Source organism: Lactiplantibacillus sp. ME-2 (genome assembly GCF_022549155.1).
GTDB lineage: Bacteria > Bacillota > Bacilli > Lactobacillales > Lactobacillaceae > Lactiplantibacillus > Lactiplantibacillus plantarum.
Genome location: NZ_JAKZEQ010000022.1, coordinates 22430 through 39502 on the forward strand (window position 1 = coordinate 22430; position 17073 = coordinate 39502).

The 17073-nt window shown below is 45.6% G+C and carries 15 protein-coding genes and 1 riboswitch; of the genes, 14 read left to right on the plus strand and 1 reads right to left on the minus strand.

What is annotated here, in order from left to right:
• Positions 1–89: 89 nt before the first annotated feature.
• On the minus strand, positions 90–290 hold the full coding sequence (locus tag MMY95_RS09215; protein ID WP_013355569.1) for a YjzD family protein: 201 nt from the start codon (positions 288–290) through the stop codon (positions 90–92).
• 369 nt (positions 291–659) lie between these two features.
• On the opposite strand from MMY95_RS09215, the gene dnaE reads away from it, so the two are divergent.
• The 14 genes from dnaE to MMY95_RS09285 all read left to right on the plus strand — a co-directional run bounded on the left by dnaE (position 660) and on the right by MMY95_RS09285 (position 17043).
• A complete protein-coding gene (dnaE, locus tag MMY95_RS09220; RefSeq protein WP_053267877.1) occupies positions 660–4010 on the plus strand; it encodes a DNA polymerase III subunit alpha in 3351 nt (1116 codons plus the stop codon).
• Positions 4011–4123: 113 nt separating this feature from the next.
• Positions 4124–5086 (plus strand): 6-phosphofructokinase, encoded by a 963-nt coding sequence (gene pfkA / locus MMY95_RS09225; protein ID WP_003640604.1) that lies wholly within the window; start codon positions 4124–4126, stop codon positions 5084–5086.
• Positions 5087–5171: 85 nt separating this feature from the next.
• Positions 5172–6932: a pyruvate kinase gene (gene pyk / locus MMY95_RS09230; RefSeq protein WP_003640603.1), complete on the plus strand. Its 1761-nt coding sequence runs from the start codon at positions 5172–5174 to the stop codon at positions 6930–6932.
• A gap of 970 nt (positions 6933–7902) precedes the next feature.
• On the plus strand, positions 7903–8361 hold the full coding sequence (locus tag MMY95_RS09235; RefSeq protein WP_003640601.1) for a DUF441 domain-containing protein: 459 nt from the start codon (positions 7903–7905) through the stop codon (positions 8359–8361).
• Between the two features lie 55 nt (positions 8362–8416).
• Entirely contained in the window at positions 8417–9304 is an 888-nt protein-coding gene (locus tag MMY95_RS09240; protein WP_003640600.1) for a S1-like domain-containing RNA-binding protein, read from the plus strand.
• Between the two features lie 7 nt (positions 9305–9311).
• Positions 9312–10202: a site-specific tyrosine recombinase XerD gene (xerD, locus tag MMY95_RS09245; RefSeq protein WP_241277618.1), complete on the plus strand. Its 891-nt coding sequence runs from the start codon at positions 9312–9314 to the stop codon at positions 10200–10202.
• A gap of 38 nt (positions 10203–10240) precedes the next feature.
• Entirely contained in the window at positions 10241–10624 is a 384-nt protein-coding gene (locus MMY95_RS09250; RefSeq protein WP_003644440.1) for a hypothetical protein, read from the plus strand.
• Positions 10590–11357 carry a segregation/condensation protein A gene (locus tag MMY95_RS09255; protein WP_003640597.1) on the plus strand — a complete coding sequence of 256 codons (768 nt, stop codon included), beginning with the start codon at positions 10590–10592 and terminating at the stop codon, positions 11355–11357. Before MMY95_RS09250 ends, MMY95_RS09255 begins: the two co-directional genes overlap by 35 nt.
• Complete coding sequence (gene scpB / locus MMY95_RS09260) at positions 11344–11943, plus strand: SMC-Scp complex subunit ScpB (RefSeq protein WP_003640596.1); 600 nt, start codon at positions 11344–11346, stop codon at positions 11941–11943. The genes MMY95_RS09255 and scpB overlap by 14 nt, the downstream gene beginning before the upstream one ends.
• Positions 11943–12659 carry a pseudouridine synthase gene (locus MMY95_RS09265; protein WP_003640595.1) on the plus strand — a complete coding sequence of 239 codons (717 nt, stop codon included), beginning with the start codon at positions 11943–11945 and terminating at the stop codon, positions 12657–12659. The genes scpB and MMY95_RS09265 overlap by 1 nt, the downstream gene beginning before the upstream one ends.
• Positions 12660–12713: 54 nt before the next feature.
• Positions 12714–12835: riboswitch (FMN riboswitch) on the plus strand.
• Positions 12836–12959: 124 nt separating this feature from the next.
• On the plus strand, positions 12960–13544 hold the full coding sequence (locus MMY95_RS09270; RefSeq protein ID WP_003644438.1) for a Gx transporter family protein: 585 nt from the start codon (positions 12960–12962) through the stop codon (positions 13542–13544).
• Between the two features lie 335 nt (positions 13545–13879).
• Positions 13880–14923 carry a helix-turn-helix domain-containing protein gene (locus MMY95_RS09275; RefSeq protein WP_053267879.1) on the plus strand — a complete coding sequence of 348 codons (1044 nt, stop codon included), beginning with the start codon at positions 13880–13882 and terminating at the stop codon, positions 14921–14923.
• Positions 14910–16349, plus strand: coding sequence for a RecQ family ATP-dependent DNA helicase (locus MMY95_RS09280; RefSeq protein ID WP_053267880.1), 1440 nt, complete (start codon positions 14910–14912; stop codon positions 16347–16349). Before MMY95_RS09275 ends, MMY95_RS09280 begins: the two co-directional genes overlap by 14 nt.
• Positions 16350–16410: 61 nt before the next feature.
• Entirely contained in the window at positions 16411–17043 is a 633-nt protein-coding gene (locus MMY95_RS09285) for a LysM domain-containing protein (RefSeq protein ID WP_053267881.1), read from the plus strand.
• Positions 17044–17073 lie beyond the last annotated feature (30 nt).

The following is a 17073-nucleotide window of genomic DNA, read 5'->3' on the forward strand; positions in this document are numbered from 1 at the left end:
ACACAACAAAAAAAGACGAGTAACCGCAATCGGGATACTCGTCTTTTTTTGTTGTGCTGAGACTAAGCGAAGCCTCTGGTTGTTTTTAATTACTTATTATCTGAACCTTTAGCGGGTTGGGAATGATTAGTAATATAAGTGATGCTGTTGACCACGACTAGCGCGAAAATTGCAGCAACGATGCCGATTTCACCAAAGTTATAGTCCAACTGTTCAAGAGCACCACCGATGTAGCCGATGACCTCACCGAAGAGGACACTCCAAAAGATAATCGTAAGTTGTCTCATCATTTTCCGACACCTCCCAATGAAAATTATTTTAACACACCGACAGGAAAAAGCAATTAGGTAATAACGGGATATTAAGGCTTTAATTAGGTTGATATAATTACGACGAGACGGCGGTGAAACCCTAGTTATCCATCTAAAAATAACCGTGCACGTTATCTGATGACTTAAAACTGCCGCTTAGAACAACTGTTTGGTATAATGAATAGTAACGAATATATCTGAGGACAAGATTGGTCATCAACTGGCATTGAATAGACTGGTAAATTCTTTGTTTACCCATCAATTTGGAGCGGGCTTGACGTAGCTGATCTGATGTTACGTTTTCGATGCGAGTTGAAAGCTGATATTTTATGAAAGGGGGCGGCGATAGTGGCACAATATGTTCCATTGCAAGTATTGAGTACTTTTAGTTTACTTCACAGCACTAGTACAGTTAGTGAGCTAGTCCAAACTGCCAAGCAACAGGGGTATTCCACGTTGGCTTTAACAGACGTTGATATCATGTACGGTATTGTTGATTTTTATAATGCCTGTCGCCAGGCAGAAATTAACCCGATATTGGGAATAACATTGAACTTATTAGGACGTGAACTAACGGCGCAAACGTTTAGTCTGGTCGTGCTTGCGAAAGATCAAGCTGGCTATCAAAACTTGATGCGGTTGTCGACGATGAAGCAGACGGCGACGGATGCAGGATTGTCGCTAACAGCCGTATTACCTTATTTGAACCATTTAATGGTCTTAACCCCGGCTAAAGACAGTGAACTAGCTGCGCTGTTGTTACAAAACACCGCTGAGCGAGCTGCTGATTGGATTACCACGCTGAGGCAGGCGGTCGACTCTGCTAGCCTTTACTTAGGGATTTCTTTGGATCAGGCCCCTGCATTGCGAACAACAATGACGGCCTTTGCGCAACAGCATCAATTGCCGGTAGTTGCGTTAGATCCAGTCGACTATGTCCAAGCAAAGGATTACTTTGCCGTTTCAGTTTTGCGAGCAATCGATCGGGGCCAACAGATCGAACAGCCCGAATCGTTACAAGGTATCGAAGGCAGTCACTACTTACGGCCGGCCAACACCGTAACGGCTGACTATGAGCAACTGGGATTGACGACGGCGGTGGCGGCTACGGCCGAAATTGCGGCACAGTGTCAAGTTGAATTACAATTTCAACAGCCACAGTTGCCGCAATTTCCAACGCCCGCTGGACAACCAGCGAACGTTTATTTACGGCAGTTATGCACGGCTGGGCTAACGGAGCGATTGGCGGCAATAACGCCGTCGGTTGATCAGCAGGCTTACCAGGACCGTTTGGATCACGAACTGACCGTGATCGATCAGATGGGCTTTGATGATTACTTTTTGATCGTGTGGGATGTCATGAATTTTGCGCATGAGGCCCAGATTACAACTGGACCTGGGCGAGGTTCTGCAGCAGGCTCATTAGTTGCTTATGCACTCAATATTACGGATGTCGATCCCTTAAAATATGACTTGCTATTTGAACGTTTCTTGAACGCTAAACGGGCGAATATGCCAGATATTGACTTGGATATTCCAGATAATCGCCGTGAACAGGTACTTAATTATGTTCATGATAAGTATGGTCATGACCGCGTCGCACAAATCATTACGTTTGGGACCTTGGCAGCAAAGCAAGCACTGCGCGATGTTGGCCGTGTGTTTGGCCTCTCAACTTACGAGATGAGTGACTGGAGTGCCGCAATCCCAAACCAATTGCATATTACACTTGACCAGGCCTACCAGGGCTCACAACGGTTACAAAACCTCGTTGCTGATTCATCTAAAAATAAATTATTATTTGAAACAGCTCGCCGTTTGGAAGGGTTGCCACGACATTATTCAACACACGCGGCCGGGGTGGTATTAAGCCAAAAACCATTAATTCAGATCGTACCGCTACAAGCAGGTAGTGAAACTATGATGATGACCCAGTATACTAAGGACACTGTTGAAGCGGTTGGTTTGTTAAAGATGGACTTCTTAGGATTACGGAATTTGTCTTTGATGGCAAGTGCGCTACATTATGTGCAGCGTCAAACTGGCAGGCCACTGGCTATTACTAAAATCGATTTGAACGATCCAGCGACCCTGAAATTATTTCAGGCGGGCGACACGACCGGAGTCTTCCAATTTGAATCGGCGGGAATTCGAAACGTGTTACGGCGTCTGCACCCGGATAACTTTGAATTGGTCGCCGCGGTCAATGCACTTTACCGGCCGGGGCCCATGGAAAATATCGACCATTTTATTGCCCGCAAACAAGGCCAAGAACCGGTCAGTTATCCGGCGGAACAACTTGCGCCCATCTTAGGACCAACGTACGGTATTCTGGTCTATCAAGAACAAGTCATGCAAGTCGCCGCGGTCATGGGCGGCTTTACACTAGGTGAAGCCGACTTATTGCGGCGGGCGATGAGCAAGAAAAAACGTGCTGTGATTGATAAAATGCGGCAACAATTTATCGCTGGTGCACAACAGAATGGTTATTCCGAAGCAGTTGCGACACAGGTTTATCAATATATTGAACAATTTGCGAACTATGGTTTCAACCGCTCACACGCGATTGCCTACAGTAAGATGGCTTTTGAACTTGCTTACTTGAAAGTCCATTATTCCGGAGCGTTCTTTACCTCATTGATGAATTCTGTGTTGGGCAATGGAACGAAGCTGAAACAGTATCTAGCGGAAGCTCGTCAGCACCAAGTGGCGATTATTCCCCCGGATATTAATCGGAGCGGTCAATACTTTGATTGGAATGGTCAAGCCATTGTGTTTGGACTCAGTTCAATCAAAGGGTTGCGCCGTGACTTTATTGCGAGTGTGTTAGACGAGCGGCAGGCGAACGGACCGTTTAAAAGTCTTCAGCAGTTCATGCAACGGATTGGCGCGAAGTGGCTCAAAGCCGATTTGATGGATGCACTGATCTATGCGGGGGCTTTTGACCACTTTGGTTTGAACCGTGCAGAGCTACTGACCAGTGTGCCTGAATTGATGTCAAGTGCCGAGTTAGCCGGTGGCAGTATGAGTTTATTTGAATCATTAGCCCCTAAGATCAAAAAACAGCCGGAGTTTTCGTTAGGTGAGCGATTGGCCAAAGAAGCGGAGTATCTTGGTGTGTACGTTTCAGGGCACCCTGTGGAAACGTATGATTGGCTCGCGCAACAACGACATACACAATTAGTCAGCACGCTCACGAGTGAACAACCGGCACAAATACTGGTCTATATTACTAAGGTCCGAACGATTCGGACCAAACGTGGTCAACCAATGGCATTTGCAACGGGAAGTGATTTGTCCGGCGAAATTGACTTGACGATTTTTCCCAACACCTATCAACGGATTCAGGCGGAATTGAAACCAGAAGCAATCGTGTTAATTACTGGTAAGGTCGAGCAACAGCGGGATTTGCAAGTGATCGTAAACACCTGGCAGTTGGCGGAACAATTACCCAAACCAACCGGCCAACTCTTTTTGCGGTTGCAACCTGAGCAAGCAACGGCGACTGTGCAAAAGGAAATTTTAAGGATCTTAAGTCAATATCGAGGTCCTAATCCAGTTCTAATTTACTCGGTAGCAGCACATCGAACGGTTGAACTAAATTCACAGTATTGGGTTGCAGAAAATCCAGATTTGGTTGGAGCGCTTACAACCTTATTAGGTCGCGATAATGTGGTGATGAAGAACGCTATCCCTTGATACGACGGCGTTTTTTAACGCATTTAATTTTAGAAAATAACAGACAATCCACGTGAAAAGTGTTAGAATCACTTATGGAGTTACGAACTCAATTTATTGCCTGAGGTGAAAAAATGAAACGCATTGGTATTTTAACCAGTGGCGGCGACGCTCCTGGTATGAATGCGGCCGTTCGTGCAGTTGCTGGTAAAGCAATGGCTGAAGGGTTGGAAGCATACGGCATCAATTACGGCTTTGCTGGATTAGTTGCCGGTGACATTCACAAAATAGAAGCAGCCGACTTAGATGGTGTGATTCAACGCGGCGGAACTTTACTATACTCCGCACGTTATCCAGAATTTGCCCATGAAGAAGGTCAATTAAAAGGGATCGAACAATTGAAGCGGTTTGGGATTGATGCTTTAGTTGTTATCGGTGGCGACGGTTCTTACCATGGCGCATTGCGCTTAACGGAACACGGCTACAACACGATTGGTCTTCCAGGGACGATCGATAATGATATTCCTTACACGGACTTCACAATTGGTTTTGACACTGCTGTCAACACCAACGTGCAAGCCCTTGACCGGATTTATGATACGGCTCATAGTCATGACCGTACTTTCGTTGTGGAAGTTATGGGTCGTGGCGCTGGTGACGTAGCCTTATGGTCCGGTGTTTCAATCGGCGCGACTGCTATCGTGGTCCCCGAAGTTGATTGGGACATGGAAGAAATCGCCAACAAGATTAAGCATAACCGGGCCAATGGTCATCGGAGCAACTTGATCGTGTTAGCCGAAGGTGTGATGGGTGCCCAGGAGTTTGTTGAGAAGTTATCCGAATATGGTGACTTTGATGCTCGTGGGAATACCATTGCTCATATGCAACGTGGTGGGAATCCAACTGCTAAAGACCGTGTCATGGCCAGCAAGATGGGTGCCTACGCTGTGGAACTCTTGCTTGCCGGCAAGGGTGGCTTAGCGGTTGGGATTCAAAACAACCAATTAGTCAACCACAACATCTTAGATTTATTTGAATCTAAGCATGACGTTGAAGTGTCATTAGATAAGTTGAATGAAGAAATTTCATTCAAGTAATCATGGCATGTTAGTTCTTATTTTAATTTGATAAAAATGACGTTAATGTCTTTTTATAAAAACTTTTAAGGGAGAGATTTTTCTTATGAAAAAAACCAAGATTGTTTCAACACTTGGTCCTGCCAGCACCGATACTGACACTATTGTTAAATTAATCGAAGCCGGCGCAAATATTTTCCGCTTTAACTTTTCACATGGTGATCATGAAGAACATTTAGATCGCTTAAACAAAGTTCACGAAGCAGAAAAGATTACGGGTAAGACCGTTGGTATCATGCTTGATACTAAGGGTGCTGAAATTCGGACGACCGTTCAAGCTAACGGAAAATCTGAATACAAGATCGGTGACAAGGTTCGTATCACCATGGATGATTCATTAGATACGACCCATGATAAGATTGCCGTTACTTACAAGAACCTCTATGATGATGTTCATGTAGGTGGCCATGTCCTCTTTGATGATGGTTTATTAGATATGAAGATCGACGAAAAGGACGAAGCTAACCGCGAATTGGTTACAACTGTTCAAAACGCCGGCGTTTTAGGCTCACGTAAGGGTGTTAACGCTCCTGGCGTTTCAATCAACTTACCTGGGATCACTGAAAAAGACTCAAGTGATATTCGCTTTGGTTTGGATCATGAAATCAACTACATCGCTGCTTCATTCGTTCGTAAGCCACAAGATGTCTTAGACATTCGTGAATTACTTGAAGAAAAGCACATGGAACACGTTCAAATCTTCCCTAAGATCGAATCACAAGAAGGTATCGACAACGCCGATGAAATTCTTAAGGTTTGTGATGGTTTGATGGTTGCTCGTGGTGACATGGGTGTTGAGATTCCTGCTGAAAATGTGCCATTGGTACAAAAGAGTTTAATCAAGAAGTGTAATGCTTTAGGTATGCCTGTTATCACGGCTACTCAAATGTTAGACTCAATGCAAGAAAACCCACGTCCTACTCGTGCCGAAGCTTCTGACGTTGCCAACGCTGTCTTTGATGGTACTGACGCAACGATGCTTTCTGGTGAAAGTGCTAACGGTCTTTACCCTGTTGAATCTGTTGCCATGATGGCTAAGATTGACGAAAAGGCTGAAAACACTTTGGCTGAAAACGGTACGTTACAATTAAACCGTTTCGACAAGACTAGTGTTACTGAAACAATCGGTATTGCGATTGCTCGGGCAGCTAAGAACTTGAACATTAAGACGATCGTTGCTGCGACTGAATCTGGCTACACTGCTAAGATGATTTCGAAGTACCGTCCAAATGCTGATATCTTAGCAATCACTTTTGACGAACGGACTCAACGTGGCTTAATGGTTAACTGGGGTGTTCAACCAATCGTGGCTGAAAAACCAGAAACCACTGATGACATGTTTGATTTAGCTGCTTCTAAGGCTGTTGAACTTGGCTTTGCTAAGGAAGGCGACTTAATCTTGATCACTGCCGGTGTGCCAGTTGGCGAACGCGGTACGACTAACATCATGAAGATCCAATTAATTGGTTCTAAGTTAGCTGATGGTCAAGGTGTCGGTGATGAAACGGTTATCGGTAAAGCCGTAATCGCAACGTCTGCTCAAGAAGCTATCGACAAGGCCGTTGAAGGTGGCGTCTTAGTTACTAAGACGACTGACAAAGACTACTTACCAGCAATCGAAAAGTCTAGTGCTTTAGTTGTTGAAAACGGTGGTTTAACTTCACACGCTGCTGTTGTTGGTATCTCAATGGGAATTCCTGTTATCGTTGGTGTTAAGGACGCTACTAGTGTTATTGCTGATGGTCAATTGATCACAGTTGATTCACGTCGTGGCCTTGTATACCGCGGTGCTTCAAACGCCCTTTAAGATCAAATCTAATTTGATATTGAAAAGTCGTCGCTTTGCGGCGGCTTTTTATATTACATAAAGTGCTTCATCCCCAGTTAAATTAATATGAAACATGGTTAAAAGGTGTCAAATCGTCAACGTCAAATGATCCAGCTTAAGCCCACTGGAAAAAGATCTAGTTAGCTTAAACTTACTTAGTTAACGTCGTCCTATACCGACTTCCAGGCATTTCGGCCAATTGCTGGAACGCGGTGGACACAGATTTAAGCCGAAGATCACGTCTTAAATACTGGTCTTCCACTAACCAAGCCAAAAACGCTTGCTAAGTGGAATTTCACCGCTGAGCATTGGCCGAAACGCCTTCCAGTCGGGATGGTATTCGAATGGCTGACATGAGTGGACCCAGCATTGAACGAATTAGACGTTGCTATTTTCTAGACAGCAATTTTATCATACAACAGTTAGTTTGATAATATAATTGTGATTGTACGATTATTTCTAACTCCACCGTATTAGTACTGAGGTATCCAAAACAATTGAGACAGCATTAACGTATGTTCAAAATTCTAAGTAGTAAACTCGTTTAGCGACAAGTTGCACCAAGTTAGATGGTCGTTCATCAGCCATTCGACCGGCTTACCGACTGGAGGGGGTGGGTGACAATGCTCAGTAGCCAAATTATTCTTGGCTGGAAGTGGGTTGCTTCCGGCCTAGAATAAGACTCGTATTTGAGATTGCGCAGTGGGTTGCTGCGTGAGCTCAAATCGACGTCGGCTACGTTCCAGCAATTGTCACCCGGCCCCGTAAGTTGGAATAGGACGAACTGGAATCCAAACGATTTGGCACCTTTTAATCATGTTCCCGCCTAAATTAAAGAACAGGAATTGGTTATTGATCAGGGGGGGATAGTGAAATTGGTGAGTAACGACCAACACCCCTCGTAATTCGGGCCATTTTCAGTTACAATTGATAACACGTGAGGTGTCGTATGGAAAGTTGGTTATTTTTATTAGCGATTTTAGTGGTGGCATGGTTAGGAAAAAATCAGTCCTTACAAATTGCGACCGTGGTTGTGTTGCTTATCAAATTGATTCCTAATACGAGTAAATTGCTGACGACGATTGGTCAGAAGGGGATCAATTGGGGTGTGACGGTGATTACCGTCGCAATTTTAATTCCGATTGCGACTGGTCAGATTGGATTTCGGGACCTTTGGCATGCGTTTAAGTCGCCAGTTGGCTGGATTGCGGTTGCATGTGGAGTGTTGGTTTCAGTGCTCTCATTTCACGGTGTCGGGCTTTTGTCAGCGACACCAGAGATTACCGTGGCATTAGTATTTGGGACCATTATGGGTGTTGTTTTGCTCAAGGGAATCGCGGCCGGGCCAATTATTGCGGCTGGTATAACCTATTGCATTATTCAAGTCTTGCATTTGAGCTTACAGTAATTTAAAAGAACCATCCGTTGATATTTATAGACAGGTATATTAGAGGAGTTATCACATGGATAGTATTATTGGAACAGTGGTTACGGCGAAGGTAACCGATGAAAACGATGAAGCATACTTCGTACAGATTGATGGACAGACGTTGTGGGTCGATAAAACTGAACCAGAGAAGCCATTGCACATTGGCGGGCTTTACGAAGGTTTTGTTTATGAGAATGAAGACCATCATCTGCAGATGACGCGGTTCGTCCCGGAAATTTCGTTTGATCACTTTGTGTGGGGAACGGTTGTCCGGACGCGGCATGATCTGGGTGTCTTTGTCGATGTTGGTTTACCAAATAAGGACTTGGTGGTGTCATTAGACGAATTACCGACCATCAGTCGACTATGGCCTAAAAAAGATGATCGTTTATACGTTAAGTTAGCCCGTGACAATAAGCAACGGCTATGGGCGACGCTGGCAGAATTGACGGATTTTGAAGCAATTGCCAAGCCATATGACCGGGCTCAAGTTAAGAATACGGATACCATGGCGACCGTTTTTCGTTTGAAGATGGCCGGTACGTCGGTTATTACAGATGACAATCATCTGGGCTTTGTTCATCCGTCAGAACGTGAACAGGAACCACGCATGGGGCAACACGTCAAGGCGCGGGTCATTGGTTTCTTGCGCGATGGTGAATTGAATTTGTCCTTGAAGCCGCGGGGATACGAAGAGATTGGCGATGATGCCCAAATGTTATTAGCAGCATTGCAACATCAAGCTGACCACGCGCTACCATTTTGGGATAAGAGTGATCCCGATGATATTCGGAATTACTTTGGTATCAGCAAATCACAATTTAAGCGCGCTGTGGGTAATCTCTTGAAGCAACGCTTGATCAGTCAACAACCAGGCGAGATCAAGTTACTGGAAAATGCGGATGAGCAAGCCGACGATTGATCAAAAAATGCAGGACCAGCTTGCTGATTACCTGCATTTTTTGCGTGTTGAACGGGGGTTAGTTGAGAATACGATTAAGAGTTATTCTCAGGACCTGACTACGTTTAGCGAATACTTGATGAGTCAGCAAATCACGGACTATCGGGTGGTTGATCGGTACGTCCTATTGAATTATTTACAGTATCTAGATGAGGCTGGTAAATCGCGAAATACAATCATTCACAGTGTTTCTAGTTTACGTAAGTTTTTTCAATATTTAGCACAGATGCACGCTATCGATACTGATCCGATGCTAAAAATCGACACGCCTAAGCGGGCGCAGCATTTACCGCAAGTATTGTCACCACGCGAGGTCGAACGGTTGCTAGCGGTGCCTGAGTTGAATACCCCGTTAGGATTACGAGACCGAACTCTGTTAGAAGTGATGTATGCGACCGGTCTGCGAGTCAGCGAGACAATTAATTTAACGATGGATGATCTGCACTTAGACTTGGGATTGATTCAAACAATCGGTAAGGGTGATAAAGAGCGGATTATTCCTATCGGTGATGTTGCCATTGATTTTATTACCCGTTATTTAAAAACGGCTCGGCCCAAACTCGTCTCTGCCAAACGCCGGAATAGCTATTTGTTTATTAATAATCACGGTGGTAAATTAAGTCGGCAAGGGGTTTGGAAAAATCTGAAGGCAGAAGTCAAGGCGGCTGGCATCGAAAAAAACGTGACGCCGCATACGTTGCGCCACTCGTTTGCGACTCACATCTTAGAAAATGGTGCGGACTTGCGTGTCGTTCAGGAGCTTTTAGGGCATGCCGATATTTCGACGACTCAAATTTATACGCATATTTCGAAAAAACGCCTAGCTGAGGTTTATAATAAATATCATCCGCGGGCATAGATGCGGTGCGGAATCAAGCAGTCAAGGGAGGCAATACCGTGCTCGTTAAATATCGGAAGGATTATGAAAAGGTAGCAATGGGGCTACTGTCATTTATTCCAGATTTTAAGGACCTAATTCATCTACAAACTGAGATGCAGTGGTATCAGTCAACGGAAGACCATCAACTATTACTATGGCGGCAAGGTGACGGCGATTTCTGTGGTATTATCGGCATTGAAGTCGGCAGTGACTTTATTCTACTGCATCACGATTCATTATCACCCGAGGAACGGACGGCGGCCAACCAGTATCAAATGTTGGATGAGTTGGCCGCGTTGTATCCCAAACAACGGGTCATGGGAACTTTAGAAATGGCGCCAATCATTGGCGCGTGGGAGCGTAATCGTGACAAACAACCAACAACAACCAATCACCATTAAGATTTCGGAGTTTGAGGGGCCACTCGACTTGCTGTTGCACCTCATTCGCCAAAACAAGATGGATATTTATGACATTCCAATTGCGGCAATTACGCAGCAATATTTGGATTACTTACACTCTATGCGAGCGCTAAAATTAGATATTGCTGGTGATTATTTGGTTATGGCTGCGACTTTGATGACGATCAAGAGCCGTTTCTTATTGCCACAGCCTGAACCAGATGAGATGGACGAAGATAATGAGGACGATGATCCTCGTGACTCACTTGTAGCTGAACTGTTGGCTTACAAGGTTTATCAGGAAGCCGCTGGTGAATTGCGAGAAAAAGAACAGGCGCGCCATCAACATTTTACGCGTGAAGCGATGTTAGTACCAGCTGATCTGAGTGCGCCCAAGCTGACTGCGGGGATTACATTAGATGATCTGCAAGCAGCTTTTCGACAATTAGTGGCTAAACGGCGGCGGGTACGGCCACTAACGAAAACGGTTGTGGCTGAAACCATCAACATTGATGAGCGGATGACACAAATTACGACACAATTGCAACATCAACCACAAGGACTGGATTTTGCCGACCTATTTACGGTTAGTGCCAGCGATGAAATGTTAGTGACAACCTTTATGGCTGTGTTAGAATTAACCAAGCAGGATCAAGTGGCGCTGCAGCAAGCTGAGCCACTGAGTCCGATTCATTTATATTTACGACAGGATGAACAGCATGACGAACATTGAACAAATTGAAGGACTATTATTTGTGGCTGGCGATGAGGGCATCACGGTCGCCGAAATCGAGCACGCCACGGGGTTTGCTAAGCCGGCGATTACAACGATGCTCACACAACTGGCCACGAAGTATCAAGCCGACCCAGACAGTGCCTTAATGATCTTATCAACGGCGAATACTTACCGGCTAGCAACTAAGGCCGCGGTGGCGCCGGTGTTAAAGCGCTACTTTGAAGCACCACTCACCACGAGTTTGTCGCAAGCATCGTTGGAAGTGTTAGCAATCATTGCGTATCGGCAACCCTTGACGCGGATTGAAATTGATGAGATTCGTGGCGTACACAGTGGATCAACGATTCAAAAGCTGGTTTTGCGACAACTAGTTACCGAGACGGGGCGTTTAAGTGAGCCAGGACGGCCAATTTTATACGGAACGACGGAACTGTTCTTAGATTATTTTGGACTAAAGTCTTTGGATGACTTACCAGCGATTGACCTAGCTGCTTTAAGTGACGCTGAGCATCCGGCACCAGAGACAGACCTCTTTTTAAATGCATTTCAGGATAAATTACAAGCAGAACGTGAGGATGAATAATGGCAGAACGATTACAAAAGGTAATGGCGGAAGCGGGCATCGCTTCGCGGCGTAAATCAGAAGTGTTGATCACGTCTGGTCACGTTAAGGTGAATGGGAAGACGGTCACCACGCTCGGTGTAAAGGTTGAGCCTAGTGACCATGTCGAGGTTGATGGCGTGCCATTGAATGCAGAAAAACTCGTGTATTATTTATTTTATAAGCCGCGGGGGGTCGTTACAACTGTTCATGATGAGAAGGGCCGTAAAACGGTATTAGACTTCTTTGAAGACGTACCGGAACGAATCTATCCGGTGGGACGTTTGGATTACGATACTTCAGGTTTGTTGATCATGACAAATGATGGGGCTCTCGCTAATCGGCTAACTCATCCGAAGTACGAAGTCAAAAAAACTTATTTGGCCAAAGTTGAAGGGGTACCAACCAATGCTGATCTCAAGCAATTGCGCTTGGGTGTTGAAATCGATGGCCGTAAGACAGCTCCAGCGAAGTCGAACTTGTTAGATAGTGATCACAAGAAGAATAATGCGCTGGTCCAACTAACGATTCACGAGGGTCATAACCACCAAGTGAAAAAGATGTTGGCTGCAGTGGGTCACCCAGTGACTAAGTTGAAACGTGAACGTTATGGGGTTCTCGATTTGCAAAGCTTACAACCGGGCGAATACCGTAAATTGAAGCCGATTGAAATTAGTAAGTTAAAAGGTGAACGATAGCGCTTGCATTTTTGAACGAAAGCCGTTAAAATGAATTTGTAAAAATAAATATTGGTTCATCTTCAGGGCAGGGTGTGATTCCCGACCGGCGGTAATAACCCGCGACCTATGCGTGTGCATAGTGATTTGGTGCAATTCCAAAGTCGACAGTAAAGTCTGGTATAAAGAAGATCGAGCTTATTTGCCAAGCGTTGCAAGTAAGTCCGCCCCCAGATGACAGTTAGTGTGATCGGGCGGACTTTTTTTAGTTGAACAAATGGTAATGCGGTTCATTGAAGATGACCCATAGGAGGGTGCGTTATGCAACATACAACGTTACACCGACTAGTGGGCATAGCCTTACTCGGTGCCATTGCGTATATTTTAATGTTACTGGAGTTTCCGATTTTACCGGTAGCGCCATGGATGAAGATTGATTTTTCAGATATTCCAATTCTGATTGGGCTCTTTCTCTTTGGTGTCGGGGGCGCGTTTGTCATCACTATCATCAAACTGCTCCTACATTCAGCCATGATGGGCTTTGCCATTTATGACTTAATCGGTTCTTTTGCTAGTTTTTTAGGTACGGCAGTATTGATTTTAGCATTTGCATTAGTACTTCGTTACTATCGGGGCAATCCCAAGTGGCGGATGCCTGTGGCGATTGTGGTCGCCACAATCGGCCTGGTGGTGATTGAATCGTTGGCTAACTTAACGTTTGTTTTGCCATTCTATTTGCAAGTAATGGGTATGAAGCTCAGCATGTCGCTGAATACAGTGGTGTTAGTGGCAGTCATTCCATTTAACTTGATCAAGGGATTGCTAGTGGGCAACGTCTTCTGGCTGGTCTATCAGCGATTAGCTAAGTGGTTAGGCAACCATAATCAGCTTATGAGCCGAATTTAATCTAAGTCGTTAAAATAATGTGGGTGGTCACTAATTGCGTAACTGCAGGGTGACTGCCTTTTTATATTGGTGCCACCGTGATATTCTTAAAGACGCACACTGCCGGTTGGCGGATGGTTATCCATGAGCTTTAATGTGGCAGTAAGTTGATGAATTCGAAGCTTCAATCAAGGCTTAGAAAGATTAAAAAGCTGTCGGCCGCTATGCTGTGTCGCGGGTCACTGTCAGCGACACTGACGCACGTAAATTTGGGCTGATCACGACTTAATTTAAAAACTGGCACATTTAGTGCGCAATTAACAATCACAACAGCAAGACTTAAGGGAGGCCTTAGCGTGTTTACAGACTACGTTTTATTGTTATTCAGTACGACGCCGCGACGAGCAAAGGGCCTATTCAATGTCTTGCGCGGCCGCCGTACGGTCTCCACGCTTTTTGCGGGGTTAACTGCCGGCTACTTGGATTTGCTCGACAGTTGCCACGAGGTTCCCTTGGAAGATTTCATGGCAGCAACTGCGGCTTTGACTGAAAACGGTCAATTGACGAGTACGGCCACGGGATGCTGGCAATTAACGCAGGCGGGGGAACATCGGCAAGCCAAACTCCGACAGACTTTATACATGCCCCAAAATTTTGAAGTATTTCAAACCACTGATGTCCGCCGATTTAGAATCGTCAGTCAGCTAGCCCTACAAGTCGTTTCCGAACTCGTACATCATAATCGCCATTATTATCCGGTGACGACTGATCCGGGGATTCAAGCCCAGGTCAAACAATGGCTACGTCAGCAGTCGAAGGTGGAACTTGGCGAGCAAATTCATGCGGCCTTGACTGCCTTCTTGACGAGTTTGGCAGACCCAGAGTTGCCAGCGGTGTTTGTTCAAGGTATAACGGGGTATCAAGAACCGGGACTGACTAATGAGCAATTAGCGGCACAATTAGGTCGACAACCCTGGGAGGCTAGCTTGATGCACACAGACGTGATATGCCAATGGATTGCTTGGATTCAGCGACACCCGCGTGATCCATTTTCCCAGTTGTTGTCAGTGCTCACTCAAGCGAGTGCCATCAGTCAAAGCGCTGAGCAAACTTACCAAGCTTTCTTGAAGACCCAGCAACTTGCAGCAATTGCGCAGACGCGGCACTTAAAGATGAGTACGGTACGGGAGCACTTGTTGGAGGTGGCGATTTGGTCGCCTGATTTTCCGTTTGAAATGGTGTTGAATCATGAATTAACTCAGCAGTTGGCCACCATCTTTGCAGCCCAGTCCGACATTGCAAACTGGTCATTCCAAGAGGCCCAAACTGCGCTACCCACGCTAGATTTTTTTGAATTTCGACTATTTCAGATTATGAGGTGTCAGCATGTCAGAAGATGAATTATATGAGCTGTTGAAAACGAAATATGGCTTCGATGAATTTCGCCCCGGGCAGCTAGCCGTCATTCAGAAATTATTAGCAGGTCAAGATGTCTTGGCAGTGTTACCAACTGGGACCGGCAAATCATTGATCTATCAACTCGTTGGAACCGCACTGCCCGGGCTAGTTGTGGTGGTTTCACCGCTGATTTCCTTGATGCAAGATCAGGTGGCGCGCTTAAACTATCAAGGCGAAAAGCAAGTTGCTGCTTTGACCTCCCAACTAGATTATGGTGCTCGCCAGTATCTGCTGAATCATTTAGGACAGCTTAAATTCTTGTTCATTTCGCCGGAAATGTTGGGTCAAGACATTATTCAAACAGCGCTGATGCAAGTGCAACTGGCGTTATTAGTTATCGACGAGGCCCACTGCATTTCAACTTGGGGACCAGATTTTCGCCCTGACTACCGTCGCCTTGGTCAAATTCGACAACGGTTACAGGCACCGACAACGCTAATGCTCACGGCAACAGCTACACAACGCGTTCGACAAGATATTTTGACACAATTAACCGTTCCAGATGCCCAGCAAGTCTTATATTCGGTTAATCGTCCTAATATTTACTTAGCAGTCGAACAGGTCAATGATGACGCTAGTAAACGCGCGACCTTGCAACATTTAGTGACGAGTGCGCGCGGACCAGTCATCGTTTACTTTACTTCCAAGCGGCAAACTGATTTGATAGCGGAATGGCTACGAACGACAACCACGTTACGGGTCGCGGCTTATCATGCCGGCTTAGCGACTGATGACCGTTTCAAGATCCAGCAGCAGTTCATGGCAGGACAATTGGATGTGATCTGTGCTACATCTGCTTTTGGAATGGGTATCAACAAAGCTGATATTCGCTTAGTGATCCACTATCATTTACCGACGACTTTGGCCGACTATGTTCAAGAAATTGGGCGCGCAGGTCGTGATGGTCAGCAGGCGATGGCGATTATGTTGTACGCACCAGGTGACGAAAACCTGGTGCGGAATTTGAACGAATTGACGGCTGCGACTCCCAATGAAATTCAGCAAGATTATAGCCGTTATCAAGCGCAGCAGCCACCGACTGATGATCGTAGTAAGGTTTTGCAGTCATACTGGCTACAAGGAACTCGCCCAACGACCGTGGCAACGATTTTTGCTGATCGCCAAGTAGCTAAGGAACGAGAATTGCGGGCACTCATGAGTTACGTCCAAACGACAACTTGTCATCGGACCGTGATGTTAACTTACTTTGGTGAGCCAGCTGTTACCCATACAGATCAGTGTTGTCAGTTGGCTGGTGAACCCCTACCGCTGGCTGCGTTAGGGCTGATGGCGACGCATGATGAGCCAACAGCCACGATAATGTCGTGGGATCAGCACTTAGCTCAATTGTTTTTACCAAATTCTTAAAGAAATCAATTCCGGGTTATGTTACAATATTGGTTGAAAGTTTTTTGAGGAGGAACACCCTATGAGTCAAAAAAATGATAATGACAAATCCCAAGTGGATAAGCCGTGGGACAAAACTTTTGAAGACGATCGGGATGACTCGGGCAATTTATCGCGAACTCAAAAACGAAAACAAGACAGTAGCAACTCTACGCTAACGACCGTGTTAGTCGTACTAATATTGTTGCTTGCTTTGGCACCAATTGGTTATTTCTTGGTGAAAAAGAATTCGCTTAATAATCCGCAACAGACTGAACAAGTTGCTAGTTCGAGCTCGAAGAAGTCATCGGCCAGTGTTGCTGCCAGTAAGTCATCGACTGCTGCTAGCAAGAAGAAGGCGGCCGCATCGTCGAAAAAGGCGGCTGCTAAAAGTAGTAGCCTAGCCTTGGCTAGCTCTAAAGCTGCCAGTTCCAAGGCTGCTAGTTCTACTGCTGCCAGCTCGGAAGAAAGTGCGAGTACTGACGACAGCAGCGCTAGCAGTAGTAGTAGCTCCTCAGAATCATCTTCAGGGACTAAGTACGTCACGGTAGAAGCCGGTCAAGGGGTCTATCGGGTCGCTACGAATGCTGGAATCTCAGTGGATAAGCTATTGGAATTAAATGGGTTATCCTCTGATGCAACGATTTCGGCTGGTCAACGGTTACGTGTCCGTTAATACACGATTTTTTCAGATTGTGAGGGGTTA

Coding starts and splice junctions, on each gene's coding strand:
- MMY95_RS09235 (WP_003640601.1), top strand. CDS start 7,903: ATGGAAAGTTGGTTATTTTTATTAGCGATTTTAGTGGTGGCATGGTTA.
- scpB (WP_003640596.1), top strand. CDS start 11,344: ATGACGAACATTGAACAAATTGAAGGACTATTATTTGTGGCTGGCGAT.
- MMY95_RS09270 (WP_003644438.1), top strand. CDS start 12,960: ATGCAACATACAACGTTACACCGACTAGTGGGCATAGCCTTACTCGGT.
- pfkA (WP_003640604.1), top strand. CDS start 4,124: ATGAAACGCATTGGTATTTTAACCAGTGGCGGCGACGCTCCTGGTATG.
- MMY95_RS09265 (WP_003640595.1), top strand. CDS start 11,943: ATGGCAGAACGATTACAAAAGGTAATGGCGGAAGCGGGCATCGCTTCG.
- xerD (WP_241277618.1), top strand. CDS start 9,312: ATGCAGGACCAGCTTGCTGATTACCTGCATTTTTTGCGTGTTGAACGG.
- MMY95_RS09285 (WP_053267881.1), top strand. CDS start 16,411: ATGAGTCAAAAAAATGATAATGACAAATCCCAAGTGGATAAGCCGTGG.
- MMY95_RS09240 (WP_003640600.1), top strand. CDS start 8,417: ATGGATAGTATTATTGGAACAGTGGTTACGGCGAAGGTAACCGATGAA.
- MMY95_RS09280 (WP_053267880.1), top strand. CDS start 14,910: ATGTCAGAAGATGAATTATATGAGCTGTTGAAAACGAAATATGGCTTC.
- MMY95_RS09215 (WP_013355569.1), bottom strand. CDS start 290: ATGATGAGACAACTTACGATTATCTTTTGGAGTGTCCTCTTCGGTGAG.
- pyk (WP_003640603.1), top strand. CDS start 5,172: ATGAAAAAAACCAAGATTGTTTCAACACTTGGTCCTGCCAGCACCGAT.